The sequence below is a fragment of the Sulfitobacter guttiformis genome, from assembly GCF_003610455.1.
Classification (GTDB): domain Bacteria; phylum Pseudomonadota; class Alphaproteobacteria; order Rhodobacterales; family Rhodobacteraceae; genus Sulfitobacter; species Sulfitobacter guttiformis.
Genome location: NZ_RAQK01000001.1, coordinates 558,737 through 574,094, shown reverse-complemented (window position 1 = coordinate 574,094; position 15,358 = coordinate 558,737). Strand labels below are relative to the sequence as shown.

Genomic DNA, 15,358 nt, shown 5'->3' with positions numbered 1-15,358 from the left:
AGTAATTAGCGGTGATCGTATGCCCCGTCCGTTGAATTGCAGCGTCTTATCACGCCGGTAATCAGTTCTGCATAAGTGGCGCTCGATTTTTGCGTATCTGCAATAAAAGTCAGTCCCGCCTGCGCCATTCCATGTGCCTCACCCCCTTTCATCAGATCCGCAAGGACAGGGCCAAGCTGCTCTGGCGCGTCCACCTGAACTGCTGCGCCTGCCACATGAAGCGCATCATAAGCATCGGCAAAGTTTTTAACGTGAGGGCCATGCACCAGCGCTGCTCCAAAATGAGCAGGTTCATACGGGTTATGGCCACCCTCGTCTCCGAACGATCCTCCAAGGAAGACAATGGGAGAGAGGGAAAAAAATATACCAAGCTCTCCAAGTGTATCGGCGATATAGAGTTGCGTGGCATCCGACAGCGTTTCGCCTTTGCTGCGCCGGGCTGATACGAGTGTTTTTGTCTTTGCAAGCTTTTGCAGTGGCGGTCCACGGTCAGGGTGACGCGGTGCGAGGATAAGTAAGGCATCCGGAAAGGTTTTTATAACCTCCTGATGGGCTGTCAAAATAGCGTCCTCATCCGCGGGGTGGGTCGAGGCGGCCAGCCACATAGGACGGTCCCCCAGAGCTTGCGAAAGCTCCTTTAGGTGGTCTTGCGGGACTTTGAGCTTTTCAACTGTTAGCCGTAAATCCGGAAGAACATAGATGTTTTCGGCAGGGAGGCCGAGCGCACGGATATCCTCCGCAACCCTTTCGGAGCGGCATGTCACGAGCGCAAACGGCATGAGAAGCGTCGAAAAAACAGCCGGAAGACGGGCACGCGTTTTGGAATGGCGCGCATTGAGGAGTATGCGAGGGATACCGCGACGACCAAGCTCTGAAAGCAGCCGTGGCCACAGATCGCCTTCAACAAAAATAGCTGCTGATATCGACCATCCATTCAGGAAACAGGCAACAGCCGAAGGGGTGTCGATGGGCGCGAAGCGGTGTATGGCATCGGGCATTTCCCGCGCAACCCAGGCGGCACCTGTGGCGGTGGTCGTTGTCACCAGTATAGCGGAGTTTTCGGTTTGGGCTAGATCCTGCGCCAAGGGTGCAATCTGCATAACCTCGCCCAGACTGGCGGCGTGAAACCATATAACAGGAGCATGGCTTTGCAACGCGCCCCTTCCGAGGCGCTCGGAAAAACGCTTGGGATCTGCGCCCATACGCCGGTGTAAGATCGATGCTACGGCGGCTATGGGGAGTGCAAAAACCCGTGTCACCAACATCCAGACAGAGATTAAGGGTGGAAGTCGCTTTGATACCATATGGTGTTACAGCGTCCCTTTTGCGCGTGTGGCAGTCCGATCCTGTTTGCTGCCGGTCCGTTTGACAGAAATACACTTTCGCCGCCGTGTGGCCAGCAGATTGTGATTTTGCCGTAGTTGTGGTTCTGTTTGAGTATGAATATGACAGTGCACATATTGATCTGTCGTGTACAGCCGGAGCACTTGCCATGACGCCTTCGGACCTTTGCCTGAACGGCACAATCATTCGCTTCGACGCGAGCGTGTTGACCACCGTGGACCCCCGCATTTTTCAGGTCGACTGGCTGCGTCGCAATAAGCTTTGGCTCGGAAGTACGAGTGGCCGAAGTCAGGCGCATTTTTTCCGTGTTGCGGATCATGACATGGTGCTGCGCCACTTTCACCGCGGGGGGCTTGTCGGGCGGGTGAACCGCGACCTGTATTTGCGTGTGCCCGCCGCTAAAAGCCGCGCTTTGCGCGAATTTGATCTGTTGAGCGAGATGCACGCCGAGGGCCTGCCGGTGCCGTTGCCTGTGGCCGCGCAATTCATCCCCTTTGGCCCTTTTTATCGCGCTGATATCATAACCCAGCGGATCCCCGATGCACGGCCCCTCCAAGAAGTTCTGTTTGATCGCGGGCTATCTACAAACCTGTGGCGTCAAATCGGCGCGCATGTGCGTCAGTTGCATGATCATTGCGTTTTTCATTCCGACCTCAACTGCCGCAATATCATGCTCGATACCCGCGACCGTATCTGGTTCATCGACTTTGACAAATGCGAAAAGCGCAAGCCCGGTCGATGGGCGCGCGCCAATCTGGACCGGCTGCATCGCTCGCTTGTCAAGACGGCAGCGCAGTCGCCAAATGTGCATTGGTGCCGACAGGATTGGGAAAATCTTCTGGCGGGTTATGCAGATGATACAGCAATCCATATCAGAGATGAACAGGGCTGAGGGCAAGAAACGTTCATCTTGCGCTGTGCGCATGCTATGTGCATGCTATAAAAGAGTACTGTAATACGGGTCCGCTCAGCGCTTTATGATTACGCATGATACCTCAAAGCTCTCGGGCCGCCTTTCATACTACGCTCAGGGATTGTTTCGCCAATTCGTGCCATACGCCATCGCCAAAAGGCATCGTGACACGTTGCTTGCGGCTGCTGATGACCACCCTGATCTGTCTGAAATCGATGAACGGGTGGCTTATTATAATAAGCTGACAAAGCCGTTTGATGCATCCAGCGCCCCCCATCTATGCGACATGTGCAAAGATAAGAGCCGTTATTTCCTGGATTTGGACGAGCATTGCAAAGGATTTTCGCCCCGCCTGAGGCTCGAATACCTGTTTGGCGATGTCATACATGTTCCCGCTGCACCGACGGTCGTGAAATCCCGCCCAATTTACGCCGATCATGCAAACTCGGTCATACTCAATCTCGATAAGCTGCGGCATTTCAGGTGGGAAGCCGACCCACTGCCATTCAAAGATAAAAAGCCCTCGGCAGTATGGCGCGGCACGCCACTGACGCACCAGCGCCAAGAGTTTGTAAAGATGTTTTACAACCACCCAACCTTTGAGATTGGCCATTCGCGTCACTTGGTCGATGGCCTTCCTGCCAAAGATCATCTGACCCATCGTGCGCAAATGGAACATAAATTCTTTGTGTCGATTGAGGGGAATGACGTTGCCACAAACCTAAAATGGGCCATGGCTTCAAATATGCTCGTGATGTCGCCGTTACCGCGGTACGAATCGTGGTTCATGGAGGGGCGGCTCGAGCCTGACAGGCACTTTGTTTTGCTCAAAGATGATCTGAGCGACCTCGAGGAGAAGGTTGAATACTATGCAACCCACACCCAAGAGGCCGAAGAGATTATCCGCAATGCCCATGCTTGGATCGGACTGTTCACTGATCCTATGAAGGAAAGCATCATTTCCACCCGCGTGCTCGAGAAATATTTCCGGCTGTCAGGGCAGTTGTCATCAGACCTATAGATCTGACGTTTGGCGATTGAGGCTGTTTGAGCATAGCATAGTCTTTTGCGGCTCTATCATTTACACAACGAGACAAATGCAGACTGTCGTAATTCAGGATCAAAATATGCAGGTAAACCCCGATACGATTGACGTCATCGCGCCAAATTTGAAGCGGCGGTATTCGGGCGTTTCCTCGACCGTATTCCGGCTTGTTCCGGTACAGGCAGACAAGATTGCTATTGCGACCACAGGTCCCGTTCTACCCGCAAATATCCCGCAGTTCCCGCTTTCAAAGCTTCCATTTTTGACGCGGTCGGGGCCGTCGGGGTACCGCGTCTGGCATTCGCGCCGTAACATAGAAATGCTGGTCGGGGTCTTGCTCAAGTTTGTGTTGCGAAAGCGTCTGAAGCTCGTATTCACCTCGGCTGCACAGCGCCGCAGGGGAGAGTATTCGCGGTGGCTTATCCGCAGAATGGACGCCGTTATCGCAGCTTCTGGCAAGGCGAAATCCTATCTGGGGGTTCCCGCGACAGTGGTTTTGCACGGGATTGATACAGATGATTTCGCACCTTCAACAGATCGTCGTGCGTTGCGTATCAAACTGGGTCTTGATCCGGATGCGCTTATTGTCGGCTGTTTTGGCCGTATCAGAAAGCAGAAGGGCACAGATCTGTTTGTTGATGCCATGATCGACCTTTTGCCTCGCCATCCCACGGCACAGGGTGTCATCATGGGGGGTGTTACCCGCGAACAGCAAAGTTTCGTTGACGGCCTGAAGTCAAAAATAGAGGCGGCGGGTCTGGGCGAACGGATACATATACTGCCCGAAGACAAAGGGTTCACCATTGCCCCGTGGTTCCAGGCAAGCGATATTTATGTGGCACCCCAGCGGTGGGAGGGGTTCGGACTGACGCCACTGGAGGCGATGTCATGCGGTGTGCCTGTCGTCGCGACGCGGGTGGGGGCATTTGAGGATCTGATAGCGCCCGGAGAGACAGGATATTTAGTGCCCCCCGAAGATATTGACGAGCTGGTCAAGGCGACAGATGCGTTGATGTCCGACGCAGCCCTGCGGCAATCAATGGCTTCAGCAGCGCGGCATAAGGCTGTGATGCAGCATCAGTTAGTCCAGGAGGCTGACGCAATCATTGCGATTTACCGCCGTCTGATTTCTGAAGCGTAAACCGGTCAATCGTCATTTGTGGCGCATATTACAGAAACCCCGCGGGAAGGATTGCCGCTTGCTCAATACTACGGTCACAATTGTCACTGTTTGCCACAACAGCATGGCGGTGCTGCCAGCTATGTTAAAAAGCGTTCCGGCCGGTACGCCGGTAATTATGGTAGATAATGCATCATCTGACACTTCAGCGTTGCAAAAACTAGCGGATGAACACGGTGTTGAGTTGCTTCTGAACACCGACAACATCGGTTTCGGCCCCGCCTGCAATCAGGGGGCTGCAAAAGCGCAAACAGAGTTCCTGCTTTTTCTCAATCCGGATGCAGAGCTACAGCCCGATGCTCTTGATGCCCTTATCGCGGCCGCAGAAAAGCACAAAGACGCCAGCGGTTTCAATCCGAGGATCCTTGATGGCAAAGGGCGACAGAGCTTTAGACGTGGTTCCAAGCTTAGACCGAAGGAGCGCTTAAAAGGACCGGTTCCGACCTCGGATACCGAACTATCGGTTCTGGTAGGCTCTGCAATCTTTTGCCGCCGTGCCCTGTTCGAACGGATTGGCGGCTTTGATCCGGCAATTTTCATGTATCATGAGGATGATGATCTGTCTTTGCGCCTGCGTGAACACGGGCCGCTTATCTATTGTCACGACGCACAGGTCGTCCACCTCAGCGGGCACGGCTCGCCGCGCGTGCCAGCAGTTGCGGCCTTCAAGGCCTATCACTCGGCACGTTCGCGGGTCTACGCACTCGGCAAGCACGGGCATCCAAGCCCGGGATTGAACACACTGCTGGCTGCCGCTTTTCGTTTGATGGGGCTTGATACGCTGTTTATCAAACGCAAGCGTTCGAAGAACATGGGATACATGAGGGGCGCGTTAAGCGCTTTGAAGGATGGCGGACGAAACGGCTCTGAGTAGTATGGCGCGCTTCGTGCCCGAGCACTTAGTATCGTTTGAATATCTTCCTCAGTTTAGGGCGCATCAGAAGTGTCGGATCCCAGCGCCGCCAGCCAAGCGATCTGCGCGCGGCATCCAGATCCCCTGCTTCTGCGGGCAGGATGAGGTTTTCTTCAAATTTTCGCATCACCGGTGCAGGCGAGAACAAGCGTTGATACGCCTCTTGCGCAGATGGGGCCGACCGGTCAAATTGAACGATAAGTTTATAAAGATCATCGGCGGTATGATAGATCTGTGCGGCGGCACCAAGGAAGTCGAGATGCGCTCGTTCCCTCGAACCTCCGAAGGTGAGTACCGGTTTTCCACGGAGTGAGAACTCCCCGACAGCCAGTCCGAATGTTTCACCGCGGCGTCGCGCATGCAACATCGCATCGCAAGTATTTATGAAAGTGGTCTTTTCACCCATATCTGCAGTTGCAGGCATAAAAATGACCCGCGGATGATCTATGAATTTTTCAATGTTCATGAAAACAAAGTAGGCCTTCGGCAACGTCTCCAAAGCATTCGGAATAACGAGATCTTTCACAAATCCGATGTCAAAGCTGTCTCGACCACCGTAGCAGCCAAACACGATAGCATCTTGGGGTATGTCCAGCGCTGCTCGCATTGTTTCATCCGTATCTCCGATGGTGACCATATGCGGAACCCAAGGCACACGGCCCTGTGTGCAATGATTGGATAACCACTCTGAAATATAAGCATATGAGGCACCGTGAACCTGTCCGACGGTCGCTGCAAAAACAGAATGGACCATCGTCGGCACTGCCTTGGAGATCAGACCGTCACGTTTACCCGCCTTCAGAACATACATCAGATCACAGTTTTCAGACCTGATGTGCGTGTCGGCCTCAGCGAAACTGTCGCAAGGGATCAAATCAAAGGTTTCTTTGAATTTATCAATGACTTTGAGGTTGTTGCCAGCAAAGGACCGATCGTAGATAACCACACTTTCGTTGCCAAGAAGCCTGCGGTTCTGATCTGCGTAATCGAACAAGGCCACGGCGGTGCCGCGTTCGGTCAGATGATTTGCATAGAACGCGATCTTTGCCACTGGTGTTCACCTCTTTCCAAAATATCGTTGCGCGGGCCGTAAAAGGGGGGTTCAGACGAGCCGTAATTATTGGTTAATCAGTCCGCAACGGTGTCAATGCGCCTCGCAGGATCGGCCTGTGGCGGCGGTAGCAACTACTGCTCCTGATCAGCGCCTTTCCACCGGTTGTGTATCCAGAACCACTGCTCAGGATTTTGCAACACACGCGCTTCGAGAGAGAGGTTGAGCGCTTGCGTCATCGTTTCAGGGTCCGAGTGCGGGATGGGGTCTTCCAGATCGATGGCAAACCCTTCTCCGTTCGGGAGCCGCGTGCCATAGAAGGGGATCAGCACCGCGTCATAGCGCAGCGCCAGTTCAGCCATTGAAGTAGCCGTTAATGCCATGTGTCCGCAAAAGGGCAGCGGGATTCCATTATTTGCACGTACGTCGATCAAGGCGGCCAGTGTGCCGCCCCCTTTGAGATGTTTGACCATCTGGCCAAGGCCCGGACGACCACGCTCGAACAGGGGTGTGCCGATGGTGGAGATGTTTTTGAGGTAAAAGTCGTGAAAAATCGGGTTGTTCATATGCCGATATAAGGCGCCAACCTTAAAGCCTTCAGCGATCATTCGGGCGCGGGCGATGTCGTAATTACCGAAATGGCCGGAGATGACGATTGCTGGTCGATTAGCCGCCTGCGCTGCTTCCAGTGCAGCCAAGCCTGCACCCGTCATCGCTGTTTTTTGCGCCATCGAAACCAGATCGCGGGGCGAAAAAAGCTCGCAGATGGTGCGCCCCACGTTCCTGTTGATTTCGAGGGTGAGCGCATCCCGCTTGGCAGGGTCCATTTCCGGCCAAACGCGATCCAGATTGTCGCGCACTCGCTTCTGATACCCCACGAGAGGCGCAACCACCCGCGACATCCCCCACGCCATGAGGGCGCTTCGCTGCCGAAACGGAAGTATACCCATCACAAAAAGCATGGACCGGATAAGATAGTATTCCAGCCGATACCGCAGCGTATATGCCGCCCTTGCTTTTGCCATCTATAATACCTCCCCGTGCCGAATTTTTCTAAAATATACGAACAATGACAGTTTGCCTCGAAAGGAATTTTTCATGTTTTCGGTTTCCCGATGGGAGTTTCTGGCTACACCATGAATGTGCAGGAAGGAAACAGCGTTTTGGCCGCTGAGCCCCTGACCGACCGATGTTCCGGTGAACGGCAGTCGGTGGTATGATGAAATGCTGTAGGACATGTCACGTGCCCCTGATGCCAAGGCCAAGACATTTCTACGCGATAACGGCCCGCATGTTCGGCTTTGGTGTGTTGGTTCGCGTACGGATTTTCCTGCCGCTACCGAGTGAATGCGCTGTAGGTCCTAGATGATGAGCAGAGGTTGACGCTTGCATGTCGATGATGCACGACAAACGGTGATCGGTTCAGGGCGACACAGACACAGGCTTTCGCTGTCGTATCTACGAGATCCGGATATGCGAAACGCAGTCATCGGCCGAGCAATGGATATCACCGCCCGCTTCAACGCAGAGTTTCCTGATCGCAACGTTTGAAGGCAGAAAGCTCAGCTCGATCGTCTCCATGTCTCTGAGGCGGGCTTCGGTTATCCCCCGTTGAAACAGGGCCCGACCGAAGCCCTGACCTTGATACGCGTCCTCGACAGACAGCCCCACCTCTGCGTGAGTGCTATCAAGTACAAACAACTCCAGAACAGCGCGGTAGGCACCGTCCCGTTTTATTCCCAAGATTAGGTCAGGCACTGAAGCCTTGGCAATCATTTCGAGTGCCTTTGTATTGACGCCCCCCATAAACCGCAGGCGACGCGAGGCATTGCTTAGGCGCCGATAGTGCCCAAGCAACACATTCCGCAACCGGAACAATGGCAAGGTGAGGGGGTGTGCTGTTATAAGCTGCATGAAACTGTCCAATCTGATACAGTACATGGGGCTGGGAGGCTGCTGTTGGTAGATGCATTTGAGCGTCACAGCAATGCGTCTGGCGCATAGCTTTGATTTCACTGCACGGGGATGAATTCGGGAAGACCGCGGCAGTTTAAAGTTAATGAGGCCCTACCGGAACCTGCGGCTGCACTATTCGCTGTCGATCTTTAGACACTGATGCCGGCAAACTCATTGGCATTTAAGGGGCTTCCGATATTTTAAGGAGTAAAGCTGTCGGGCAGGTCGCCGCGCCCTTTCGTTCCCAAACCAATCATGGCATCAATCAGGCTAACGACCCCGACAGACCAGACGGGCGGACGCCCTTGATTGGTCCCAACTGCCTGTAGATGGCGTTTGTACCGACAATGAGGGACTAAATTACGCATGATACAACAAGGGACGAAAGCTTGATAGTATCTCGCCAAAGTACACTCCATGTCCTGCGCCACAGTGTCTTTGCCTCGCTCTGGTTCGCCACGCTGGTGTCCAATCTCGGCGGGCTGGTGCAGGGTGTTGCGGCCGCTTGGCTGATGACGACGTTGTCCGACAGCCGCAGCCTTGTAGCGCTGGTGCAGGCCTCGACGACACTGCCAGTTGTATTGTTTTCGCTGCCGTCCGGGGCGCTTGCCGACAGCTTTGACCGGCGCGGGATCATGCTTGTGGCGTTGTGCTGGATGCTATGCCTCTCTGTCCTTCTGAGTGTTTTTGCCTATTTCGGTATGCTGACCCCTTGGCTACTCTTGGCGTTCACCTTTCTGATAGGATCGGGGCAGGCGCTGTTTAACCCGTCATGGCAATCCTCAATGGGAGACATTGTACCAAAAGAAGACATTCCCGCCGCAGTGACGCTGAACGGAATGGGGTTCAACATGATGCGTAGCGTCGGACCTGCGATTGGCGGCATTGTTGTCACTTTTGCAGGCGTCGCCACAGCATTCGCGCTAAACGCAGTGAGTTATTTTGCGATCATCGCAGGTCTTGTGCGCTGGCACCCGCCAGTGGTGCAAAAGCTACTCCCGCGAGAAGCGTTCGGCCCGTCAATATCGTCGGGTGTCCGGTATGTTTTGTTGTCGCCGGTGCTTCTGCGCGTTATGTGCCGCAGCTTTGTATTTGGTTTGGGCGCGGTTGTTATTCTGGCGCTTTTGCCTGTGCTTGCGCGCAATCTGCTGGGCGGATCGGCGCTGACCTACGGTATTTTACTGGGGTGTTTCGGGTTTGGAGCGATCGGCGGTGGTCTTTTGTCCGGTCGTTTGCGCACCCGCTTCGAGAATGAATGGATCGTTCGCGCCGCATTCGTTGTGATGGCGATGGGTGTTTTAGCCCTTGGGCTGAGCCGCAACATGGTGTTGTCGGGTCTGATATTGCTGCCGTGCGGTGCATCATGGGTTTTGGCGCTCTCGCTGTTCAATGTAACCGTCCAGCTGTCGACGCCACGCTGGGTGGTGGGCAGGGCACTGGCGATCTACCAGATGGCGGCGTTTGGGGGTATGGCCGCTGGCGCATGGCTGTGGGGTGCAATTGCCGAGCAGGTGGGAGCGCCGCTCGCCGTTGTTTTTGCGTCGTTGCCTTTGATATTCGGTGCCGCAATCGGTCTCAAATTTCCGCTGGAAAATTTTAGCACGCGCGACTTCAGTCCGCTCAACAAGTTTATAAAGCCTTCACTTAAGCTGGATCTCGCGCCCCGAAGTGGCCCGATCATGGTGATCGTTGATTACGAGATCGGGCAGAGCGATGTACCGGCCTTTCTAGCGCTGATGGTCGAGCGCAGGCGTATCCGCATCCGCGACGGCGCACGCCAATGGGTGCTGATGCGCGATCTGGAAAATCCCGAAATCTGGACCGAGAGCTACCATGTTCCGACTTGGGTCGAATATCTACGCCATCATGAGCGCCGCGTCACATCGGATGGGGAAGTCTACCAGAACCTGCTGGCGCTGCACAAAGGTGCGAAACCCCCGCAGGTGCGCAGGATGATCGAGCGGCAGACCGTTCCGCGTGATAATGATGTATCGCTTAGACTTATACCCGAAGAACATTAAGCTTGCGGTCAGGCCTGTTCTGCCCACTCGGCCAATCGGACCATGAATGCATCGCAAGCGTCCAGTTGGGTGATCTCGATGTATTCGTCAGGCTTGTGTGCCTGCACGATGGAACCCGGCCCGCAGATCACAGTAGGAACGCCCAGCATTTCGTGGAAGCGTCCACCTTCGGTGCCAAAGGCAACTTTACCCTGACTGTTTCCCCCCGCGAACCGCTTGGCCAGCGGCACAACCTGTTGCGCGGGATCAGTGTCGAGGCCCGGAAATTGCGCGTATAGATCAATCTGTATCCCTGCTTCGGGTGCAATTTGCTGCATTGCTGGCTCCAGTTCATTCTTGGCGTAGGCCTTCAATTCGGCCACCAGCGCATCGGCGTCCTCAAATGGCAAAACGCGGAATTCGCAGGTAATGCTGCACAGGTCCGGCACGATGTTGAGTGCGGTCCCGCCAGTGACAACTCCGGTATGGGCGGTGCTGTGCGGTACATCATATGCCTCGTCCCGCCCGCCTTTCTCGGCCAGACGCTGTGCAATGTCCTGCATCCGCACAATTATGCGTGCGGCGTAATCTACCGCGTTCACTCCCTGCGGCGCCAACGAGGAGTGGCAGCTGCGGCCGCGCACTGTGACCTGCATTGATCGCTTGGCCTTGTGTCCGGTCATCACCGTCATCAACGTAGGCTCGCCCACGATGCAGAATGCGGCATTGACCGGATTGGCTTTCAACATTTCGAGGAGGCCTACCACACCAACGCATCCAACCTCTTCGTCATAGGAGAACGCCAGATGCACCGGCTTTGCCAGCGGACGCGCCACAAGATCAGGCACCGCGGCCAGTGCGCAGGCGATAAACCCTTTCATGTCACACGACCCGCGGCCAAACAGCTTTCCGCCGCGCGCCTCGAGTGTGAAGGGGTCGCTGGCCCAGTTTTGACCTTCGACCGGCACAGTATCGGTGTGGCCGGAGAGGATTGCGCCTTGCGCTTCTGCTGGGCCTATAGTCGCAAACAGGTTAGCCTTGAGGCCGGTCGCATCATACACCCGTCTGCTGCTGACGCTATAGCTGTCCAGATATCTTTCTATATATTCAATCAGCGGCAGGTTCGAGTTGCGGCTTGTTGTGTCGAAGGCGATCAGCTGTGCAAGGATTTCTTGGCTGGTTTGGCGGGTCATATAGGAGCCTGTAAGATAGTTTCAGAGAAGGGCGGGATAGGCGCTACGGTCAAGGCTCGCACGTATTTCCTCTATGAAGGCAAGTGTCGCTGCCGAGGGTGCGCGGCTGGAGGCCATTACGAACGCGGTGTTGTAGTTGAGTGCTGGAGAAAAAGGTAATGCGACAATATCGGGTCCCAGCTGATGGATAATGGGGAACGGGTTGACCAGCGCAAGGCCCAAGCCTCCGCGCACAAAATCCGCCGCAGAGACGTTTGTAGAGGCCTCGATGGTAATGCGCGGCTCCACTCCTAGCCGGTCCAGAACGCGTTCTACCACGCCGCGACTGGCATGGCGGCGCGACAGAGCGACGAAGGGTTGGTGATGCAGGTCCTGCGCCGTGATCGTATCGCGTTTTGCCAGCGGGTGATTGACGGGTAGCAGGCAGATCGCTTGGGTCGAAATCAGCAGGTCGGTCTGGATGCCCTCGTGGGGCGGGATTGAATCGGTCAGCGCAACATCGAACCGGCCCTCGGCAATGCCGGTGACCAGCGCGTCGCTGGCAATCACCTCAAAGATGATGTGCAGATCGGGATTGCGCTTTTTGAACTCCGAGATCCTGCCAGGCAGGAACCTGTGCGCGATCGTGGGCGGCGCAGCGATGGTGAGTGTACCTGTCTTGCTTGTCGCATAGTTGTCAATCCGGCTCGCGATCCGGGCCAAAGTCTCGAACACGGGCTTGAGCTGCTCGTTGATTGAGAGCGCCTGAACCGTGGGTACCAACCGTCCACCAGAGCGCAGAAAAAGCTGCGATCCAAGCCGTTCCTCCAGTTGGGCAAGGCGGCGACTCACAGCCGACTGCGAAATGCCAAGCTTGCGTGCCGCACTCATCGCCGTGCCGGCATTCACGAGGGCTTGTAACACCTCGAGTTCGCGCAAAGTGATGCCTGCGTGTGCATCTGCTTCGATTTCGCCGCCGCTCATTCAGTATTCCTAAAACGCATAGACTTTTCCAATTGACATTTGATTAACGCATAATACGGTGATTGCAATAAATGATTTGTATCCCGTTCGTGTCGGGATGCGGTTTAAAAATAGAATTAGTCAACAGGAAGGACAGGACGTGAAGACATTAAAGCTTTCGCTTTTGGCAGGTCTGCTTGCCGCAGTTGCGATGCCGGTAACAGCGCAGGATCTGACACTTGGATTGAAATCCGAAGCGACATCCATGGACCCGCAATTTCACCAGCTCTCTACCAATATTCAGGTGCACAAGAATATTTTCGAGACCCTGACCAAGCAGGACGCCGTGCAAAAGGTCGGGCCGGGCCTCGCGTCTGAATGGGAAGCAGTGGATGACAACACGTGGCGCTTCAAGTTGCGTGAAGGCGTGAAGTTCCATGATGGTAGTGATTTCACAGCACGGGATGTGATCTATTCGTTCTGTCGCGTACCGCTGGTCGAAAATTCGCCCTCTGCCTTCACGATTTACACCGCCGGTGTGACCGACATCATCGCCGAAGATGATTACACAGTTGTTTTTAAGACCGGGAATACAAACCCTTTGTTTCCGGCCGAAATCTGGAGTGTTGCAATTGTTTCTGCTGACACGTTGGGTGCAGGGGACGACCTTGCATACGGAGCGCAGGGTGCTTGCACCGGCATGGGGGATGTCCCGCAATCGCCTGCTTTCAACGATCCGGCGGTTGCCGTTGGAACGGGACCCTATACGCTGAACACATATACGCGTGGATCCGAGCTGACCTTGTCACGGTTTGACGGGTATTGGGGGGGTATGCCCGCGTGGGAGAATGTGATCATGCGTCCGATCACGAGCAATGGCCCGCGCGTAGCGGCACTGCTTGCGGGGGATGTCGATATGATTGAATCGCCTCCGATTCAAGATATCCCGAGGCTTCAGGAAGCAGATTTCAAGATCGTCGATGCGTTGTCCAACCGGATTATCTATCTCGCCATGCGTCAGGAAGAGGGTGCGCCTAGCATTGAGGGTACCGACGGGAAAAACCCGCTGATGGATGCGCGTGTCCGTGAGGCAATCTCGATCTCGATCAATCGTGACGCCATCGCGGAACGGATCATGGGGGGGTACGCCAAACCTGCGGGCGAGTTGCTGCCGCCGCCGATGTTCGGTTCTTCAGGGCGTCCCGTAGACAGCTATGATCCTGACCGCGCAAAAGCGCTATTGGCCGAAGCGGGCTATCCCGACGGGTTTACGATGACGTTAGGCACGCCAAATGACCGCTATATCAACGATGAGCAGGTCGCGCAGGCCGTGGCGCAAATGCTGGCGCGGGTGGGCATCACCATCAACGTCGATGCCAGCACCGCCAGTCAGTTCTTCTCGCGCCGCAACGCGCTTGAATTCCCGATCTTTATGGCCGGATGGGGCGCTGCTTCGGGCGAGATGTCGTCACCTTTGAAATCTCTTGTGGCAACCTTTGATGCTGATACGGGGATGGGGCCAACAAACGCAGGTCGCTACTCTAATCCTGCGATGGACGAGGTTCTGGTACGTGCCATGTCGACCATTGATGACACTGCGCGCGACGAATTGCTTCAAGAGGCGGGGACGATTGTGCTGGATGATTTCGGCATCATCCCACTGCATTTCGAGCAGACGGTCTGGGCCATGAAGCCCGGCTTCGACTACGAGCCACGCGTCGATCAGTACACGATGGCATCCGAAGTAAAAGCTTCGGGCAACTGACATTTGAAGCCGGCGCTTGCTGTCTGCTTGCGCCGGCTTTGCTTTTCTCCTGACATCTACTGCCCGAGGAGGCCCGCATGATCGTCTATCTCGTCCGACGCTTTGGACAAAGTCTTCTCGCCGTTGTTGCTATGGCAGTTCTGGTGTTTTTGGGGGTCTATGCAATCGGCAACCCTGTTGATGTTCTGATCAACCCAGAAGCATCTCAGGCCGACATCGCGGCGACCATGGCGCGGCTGGGGCTGGATAAACCACTGTGGCAGCAGTTTGGTATCTTTGTTGGCAATGCGTTGCAGGGTGATCTGGGGACTTCCTTTGTATATGGTCGTCCCGCCCTCGACATCATTATGGAGCGTATGCCGGCCACATTCGAGCTTGCTGTTGTTGCGCTGATCCTTTCCGTTGGGTTAGGCGTGCCTTTGGGCGTGTGGGCGGGCCTCCGGCCCGACAGCATTGCGGGGCGGACGATCATGGGGGGATCAATCCTCGGATTTTCGCTGCCCAACTTTTGGCAGGGAATGCTGCTGATCCTGATTTTCGCGGTTTTGCTGGGCTGGCTGCCCGCCGGAGGACGCGGCGATACGACAGAGTTTCTGGGCATGCAGGTCAGTTTTTTGACGCTCGACGGACTGTCACATCTGATCCTGCCTGCGGTCAATCTGGCCCTTTTTAAAATGTCGCTGATCATCCGGTTGACGCGTGCCAACACCCGCGAGGTCGTCATGCAGGATTACGTGAAATTCGCCCGTGCTAAGGGCCTTTCAGGCCGGCGCGTGGTGTTGGTTCATATTCTCAAGAACATCATGATACCGGTTGTCACCATTATCGGGCTGGAGTTGGGCTCCATGCTGGCCTTTGCGATTGTGACTGAGACGGTTTTTGCATGGCCGGGAATGGGAAAGCTGTTGATCGACTCCATCAACCTGCTCGACCGGCCCGTTATCGTTGCATACCTGATGCTGACTGTTCTGATCATCGTCATGATCAACTTCCTCGTTGATGTGATTTATTCCCTGCTCGACCCGCGGATCCGTCTGTCGGACATGAAAGGATGAG

At 55.2% G+C, this 15,358-nt stretch carries 13 protein-coding genes; 7 read left to right on the top strand and 6 right to left on the bottom strand.

The annotated features are described in order from the left end of the window. Positions 1-5: 5 nt before the first annotated feature. Positions 6-1,259 carry a 3-deoxy-D-manno-octulosonic acid transferase gene (locus C8N30_RS02695; RefSeq protein ID WP_170151155.1) on the bottom strand — a complete coding sequence of 418 codons (1,254 nt, stop codon included), beginning with the start codon at positions 1,257-1,259 and terminating at the stop codon, positions 6-8. A 233-nt stretch (positions 1,260-1,492) separates the two neighbouring features. Between C8N30_RS02695 and C8N30_RS02690 the strand changes: the two genes are divergently transcribed. From C8N30_RS02690 to C8N30_RS02675, 4 genes are all read left to right on the top strand, one after another. Beyond that, positions 1,493-2,236 carry a 3-deoxy-D-manno-octulosonic acid kinase gene (locus C8N30_RS02690; RefSeq protein ID WP_147419673.1) on the top strand — a complete coding sequence of 248 codons (744 nt, stop codon included), beginning with the start codon at positions 1,493-1,495 and terminating at the stop codon, positions 2,234-2,236. Between the two features lie 85 nt (positions 2,237-2,321). Continuing rightward, a complete protein-coding gene (locus C8N30_RS02685) occupies positions 2,322-3,278 on the top strand; it encodes a glycosyl transferase family 90 (RefSeq protein WP_025062953.1) in 957 nt (318 codons plus the stop codon). Between the two features lie 106 nt (positions 3,279-3,384). Continuing rightward, complete coding sequence (locus C8N30_RS02680; protein ID WP_025062952.1) at positions 3,385-4,443, top strand: glycosyltransferase family 4 protein; 1,059 nt, start codon at positions 3,385-3,387, stop codon at positions 4,441-4,443. Between the two features lie 58 nt (positions 4,444-4,501). Next, on the top strand, positions 4,502-5,356 hold the full coding sequence (locus tag C8N30_RS02675) for a glycosyltransferase family 2 protein (protein ID WP_025062951.1): 855 nt from the start codon (positions 4,502-4,504) through the stop codon (positions 5,354-5,356). 25 nt (positions 5,357-5,381) lie between these two features. Here C8N30_RS02675 and C8N30_RS02670 read toward each other — a convergent pair whose 3' ends face one another. From C8N30_RS02670 to C8N30_RS02660, 3 genes are all read right to left on the bottom strand, one after another. Further along, a complete protein-coding gene (locus C8N30_RS02670; RefSeq protein ID WP_025062950.1) occupies positions 5,382-6,446 on the bottom strand; it encodes a hypothetical protein in 1,065 nt (354 codons plus the stop codon). A gap of 134 nt (positions 6,447-6,580) precedes the next feature. Further along, complete coding sequence (locus C8N30_RS02665) at positions 6,581-7,471, bottom strand: lysophospholipid acyltransferase family protein (RefSeq protein ID WP_025062949.1); 891 nt, start codon at positions 7,469-7,471, stop codon at positions 6,581-6,583. 433 nt (positions 7,472-7,904) lie between these two features. After that, positions 7,905-8,360: a GNAT family N-acetyltransferase gene (locus tag C8N30_RS02660; RefSeq protein ID WP_170151154.1), complete on the bottom strand. Its 456-nt coding sequence runs from the start codon at positions 8,358-8,360 to the stop codon at positions 7,905-7,907. Between the two features lie 434 nt (positions 8,361-8,794). On the opposite strand from C8N30_RS02660, the gene C8N30_RS02655 reads away from it, so the two are divergent. Then, positions 8,795-10,423, top strand: a complete 1,629-nt coding sequence (locus C8N30_RS02655; RefSeq protein ID WP_025062947.1) for an MFS transporter — start codon at positions 8,795-8,797, stop codon at positions 10,421-10,423. An 8-nt stretch (positions 10,424-10,431) separates the two neighbouring features. Here the strand turns inward: C8N30_RS02655 and argE are convergent, their stop codons facing one another. Continuing rightward, positions 10,432-11,595, bottom strand: a complete 1,164-nt coding sequence (gene argE / locus C8N30_RS02650; RefSeq protein WP_025062946.1) for an acetylornithine deacetylase — start codon at positions 11,593-11,595, stop codon at positions 10,432-10,434. Between the two features lie 21 nt (positions 11,596-11,616). Then, on the bottom strand, positions 11,617-12,558 hold the full coding sequence (locus C8N30_RS02645; RefSeq protein WP_025062945.1) for a LysR substrate-binding domain-containing protein: 942 nt from the start codon (positions 12,556-12,558) through the stop codon (positions 11,617-11,619). Positions 12,559-12,697: 139 nt separating this feature from the next. Between C8N30_RS02645 and C8N30_RS02640 the strand changes: the two genes are divergently transcribed. After that, entirely contained in the window at positions 12,698-14,302 is a 1,605-nt protein-coding gene (locus C8N30_RS02640; RefSeq protein ID WP_025062944.1) for an ABC transporter substrate-binding protein, read from the top strand. 77 nt (positions 14,303-14,379) lie between these two features. After that, the gene (locus C8N30_RS02635) at positions 14,380-15,357 is read left to right on the top strand and encodes an ABC transporter permease (protein ID WP_025062943.1); all 978 of its coding nucleotides are present in this window, start codon (positions 14,380-14,382) and stop codon (positions 15,355-15,357) included. Position 15,358: the final 1 nt, after the last annotated feature.

Bases quoted from the DNA above. Each gene is read 5' to 3' on its own strand.
- C8N30_RS02690 (WP_147419673.1), top strand. From the start codon at position 1,493: ATGACGCCTTCGGACCTTTGCCTGAACGGCACAATCATTCGCTTCGAC.
- C8N30_RS02685 (WP_025062953.1), top strand. From the start codon at position 2,322: ATGATTACGCATGATACCTCAAAGCTCTCGGGCCGCCTTTCATACTAC.
- C8N30_RS02680 (WP_025062952.1), top strand. From the start codon at position 3,385: ATGCAGGTAAACCCCGATACGATTGACGTCATCGCGCCAAATTTGAAG.
- C8N30_RS02665 (WP_025062949.1), bottom strand. From the start codon at position 7,471: ATGGCAAAAGCAAGGGCGGCATATACGCTGCGGTATCGGCTGGAATAC.
- C8N30_RS02660 (WP_170151154.1), bottom strand. From the start codon at position 8,360: ATGCAGCTTATAACAGCACACCCCCTCACCTTGCCATTGTTCCGGTTG.
- argE (WP_025062946.1), bottom strand. From the start codon at position 11,595: ATGACCCGCCAAACCAGCCAAGAAATCCTTGCACAGCTGATCGCCTTC.
- C8N30_RS02645 (WP_025062945.1), bottom strand. From the start codon at position 12,558: ATGAGCGGCGGCGAAATCGAAGCAGATGCACACGCAGGCATCACTTTG.
- C8N30_RS02635 (WP_025062943.1), top strand. From the start codon at position 14,380: ATGATCGTCTATCTCGTCCGACGCTTTGGACAAAGTCTTCTCGCCGTT.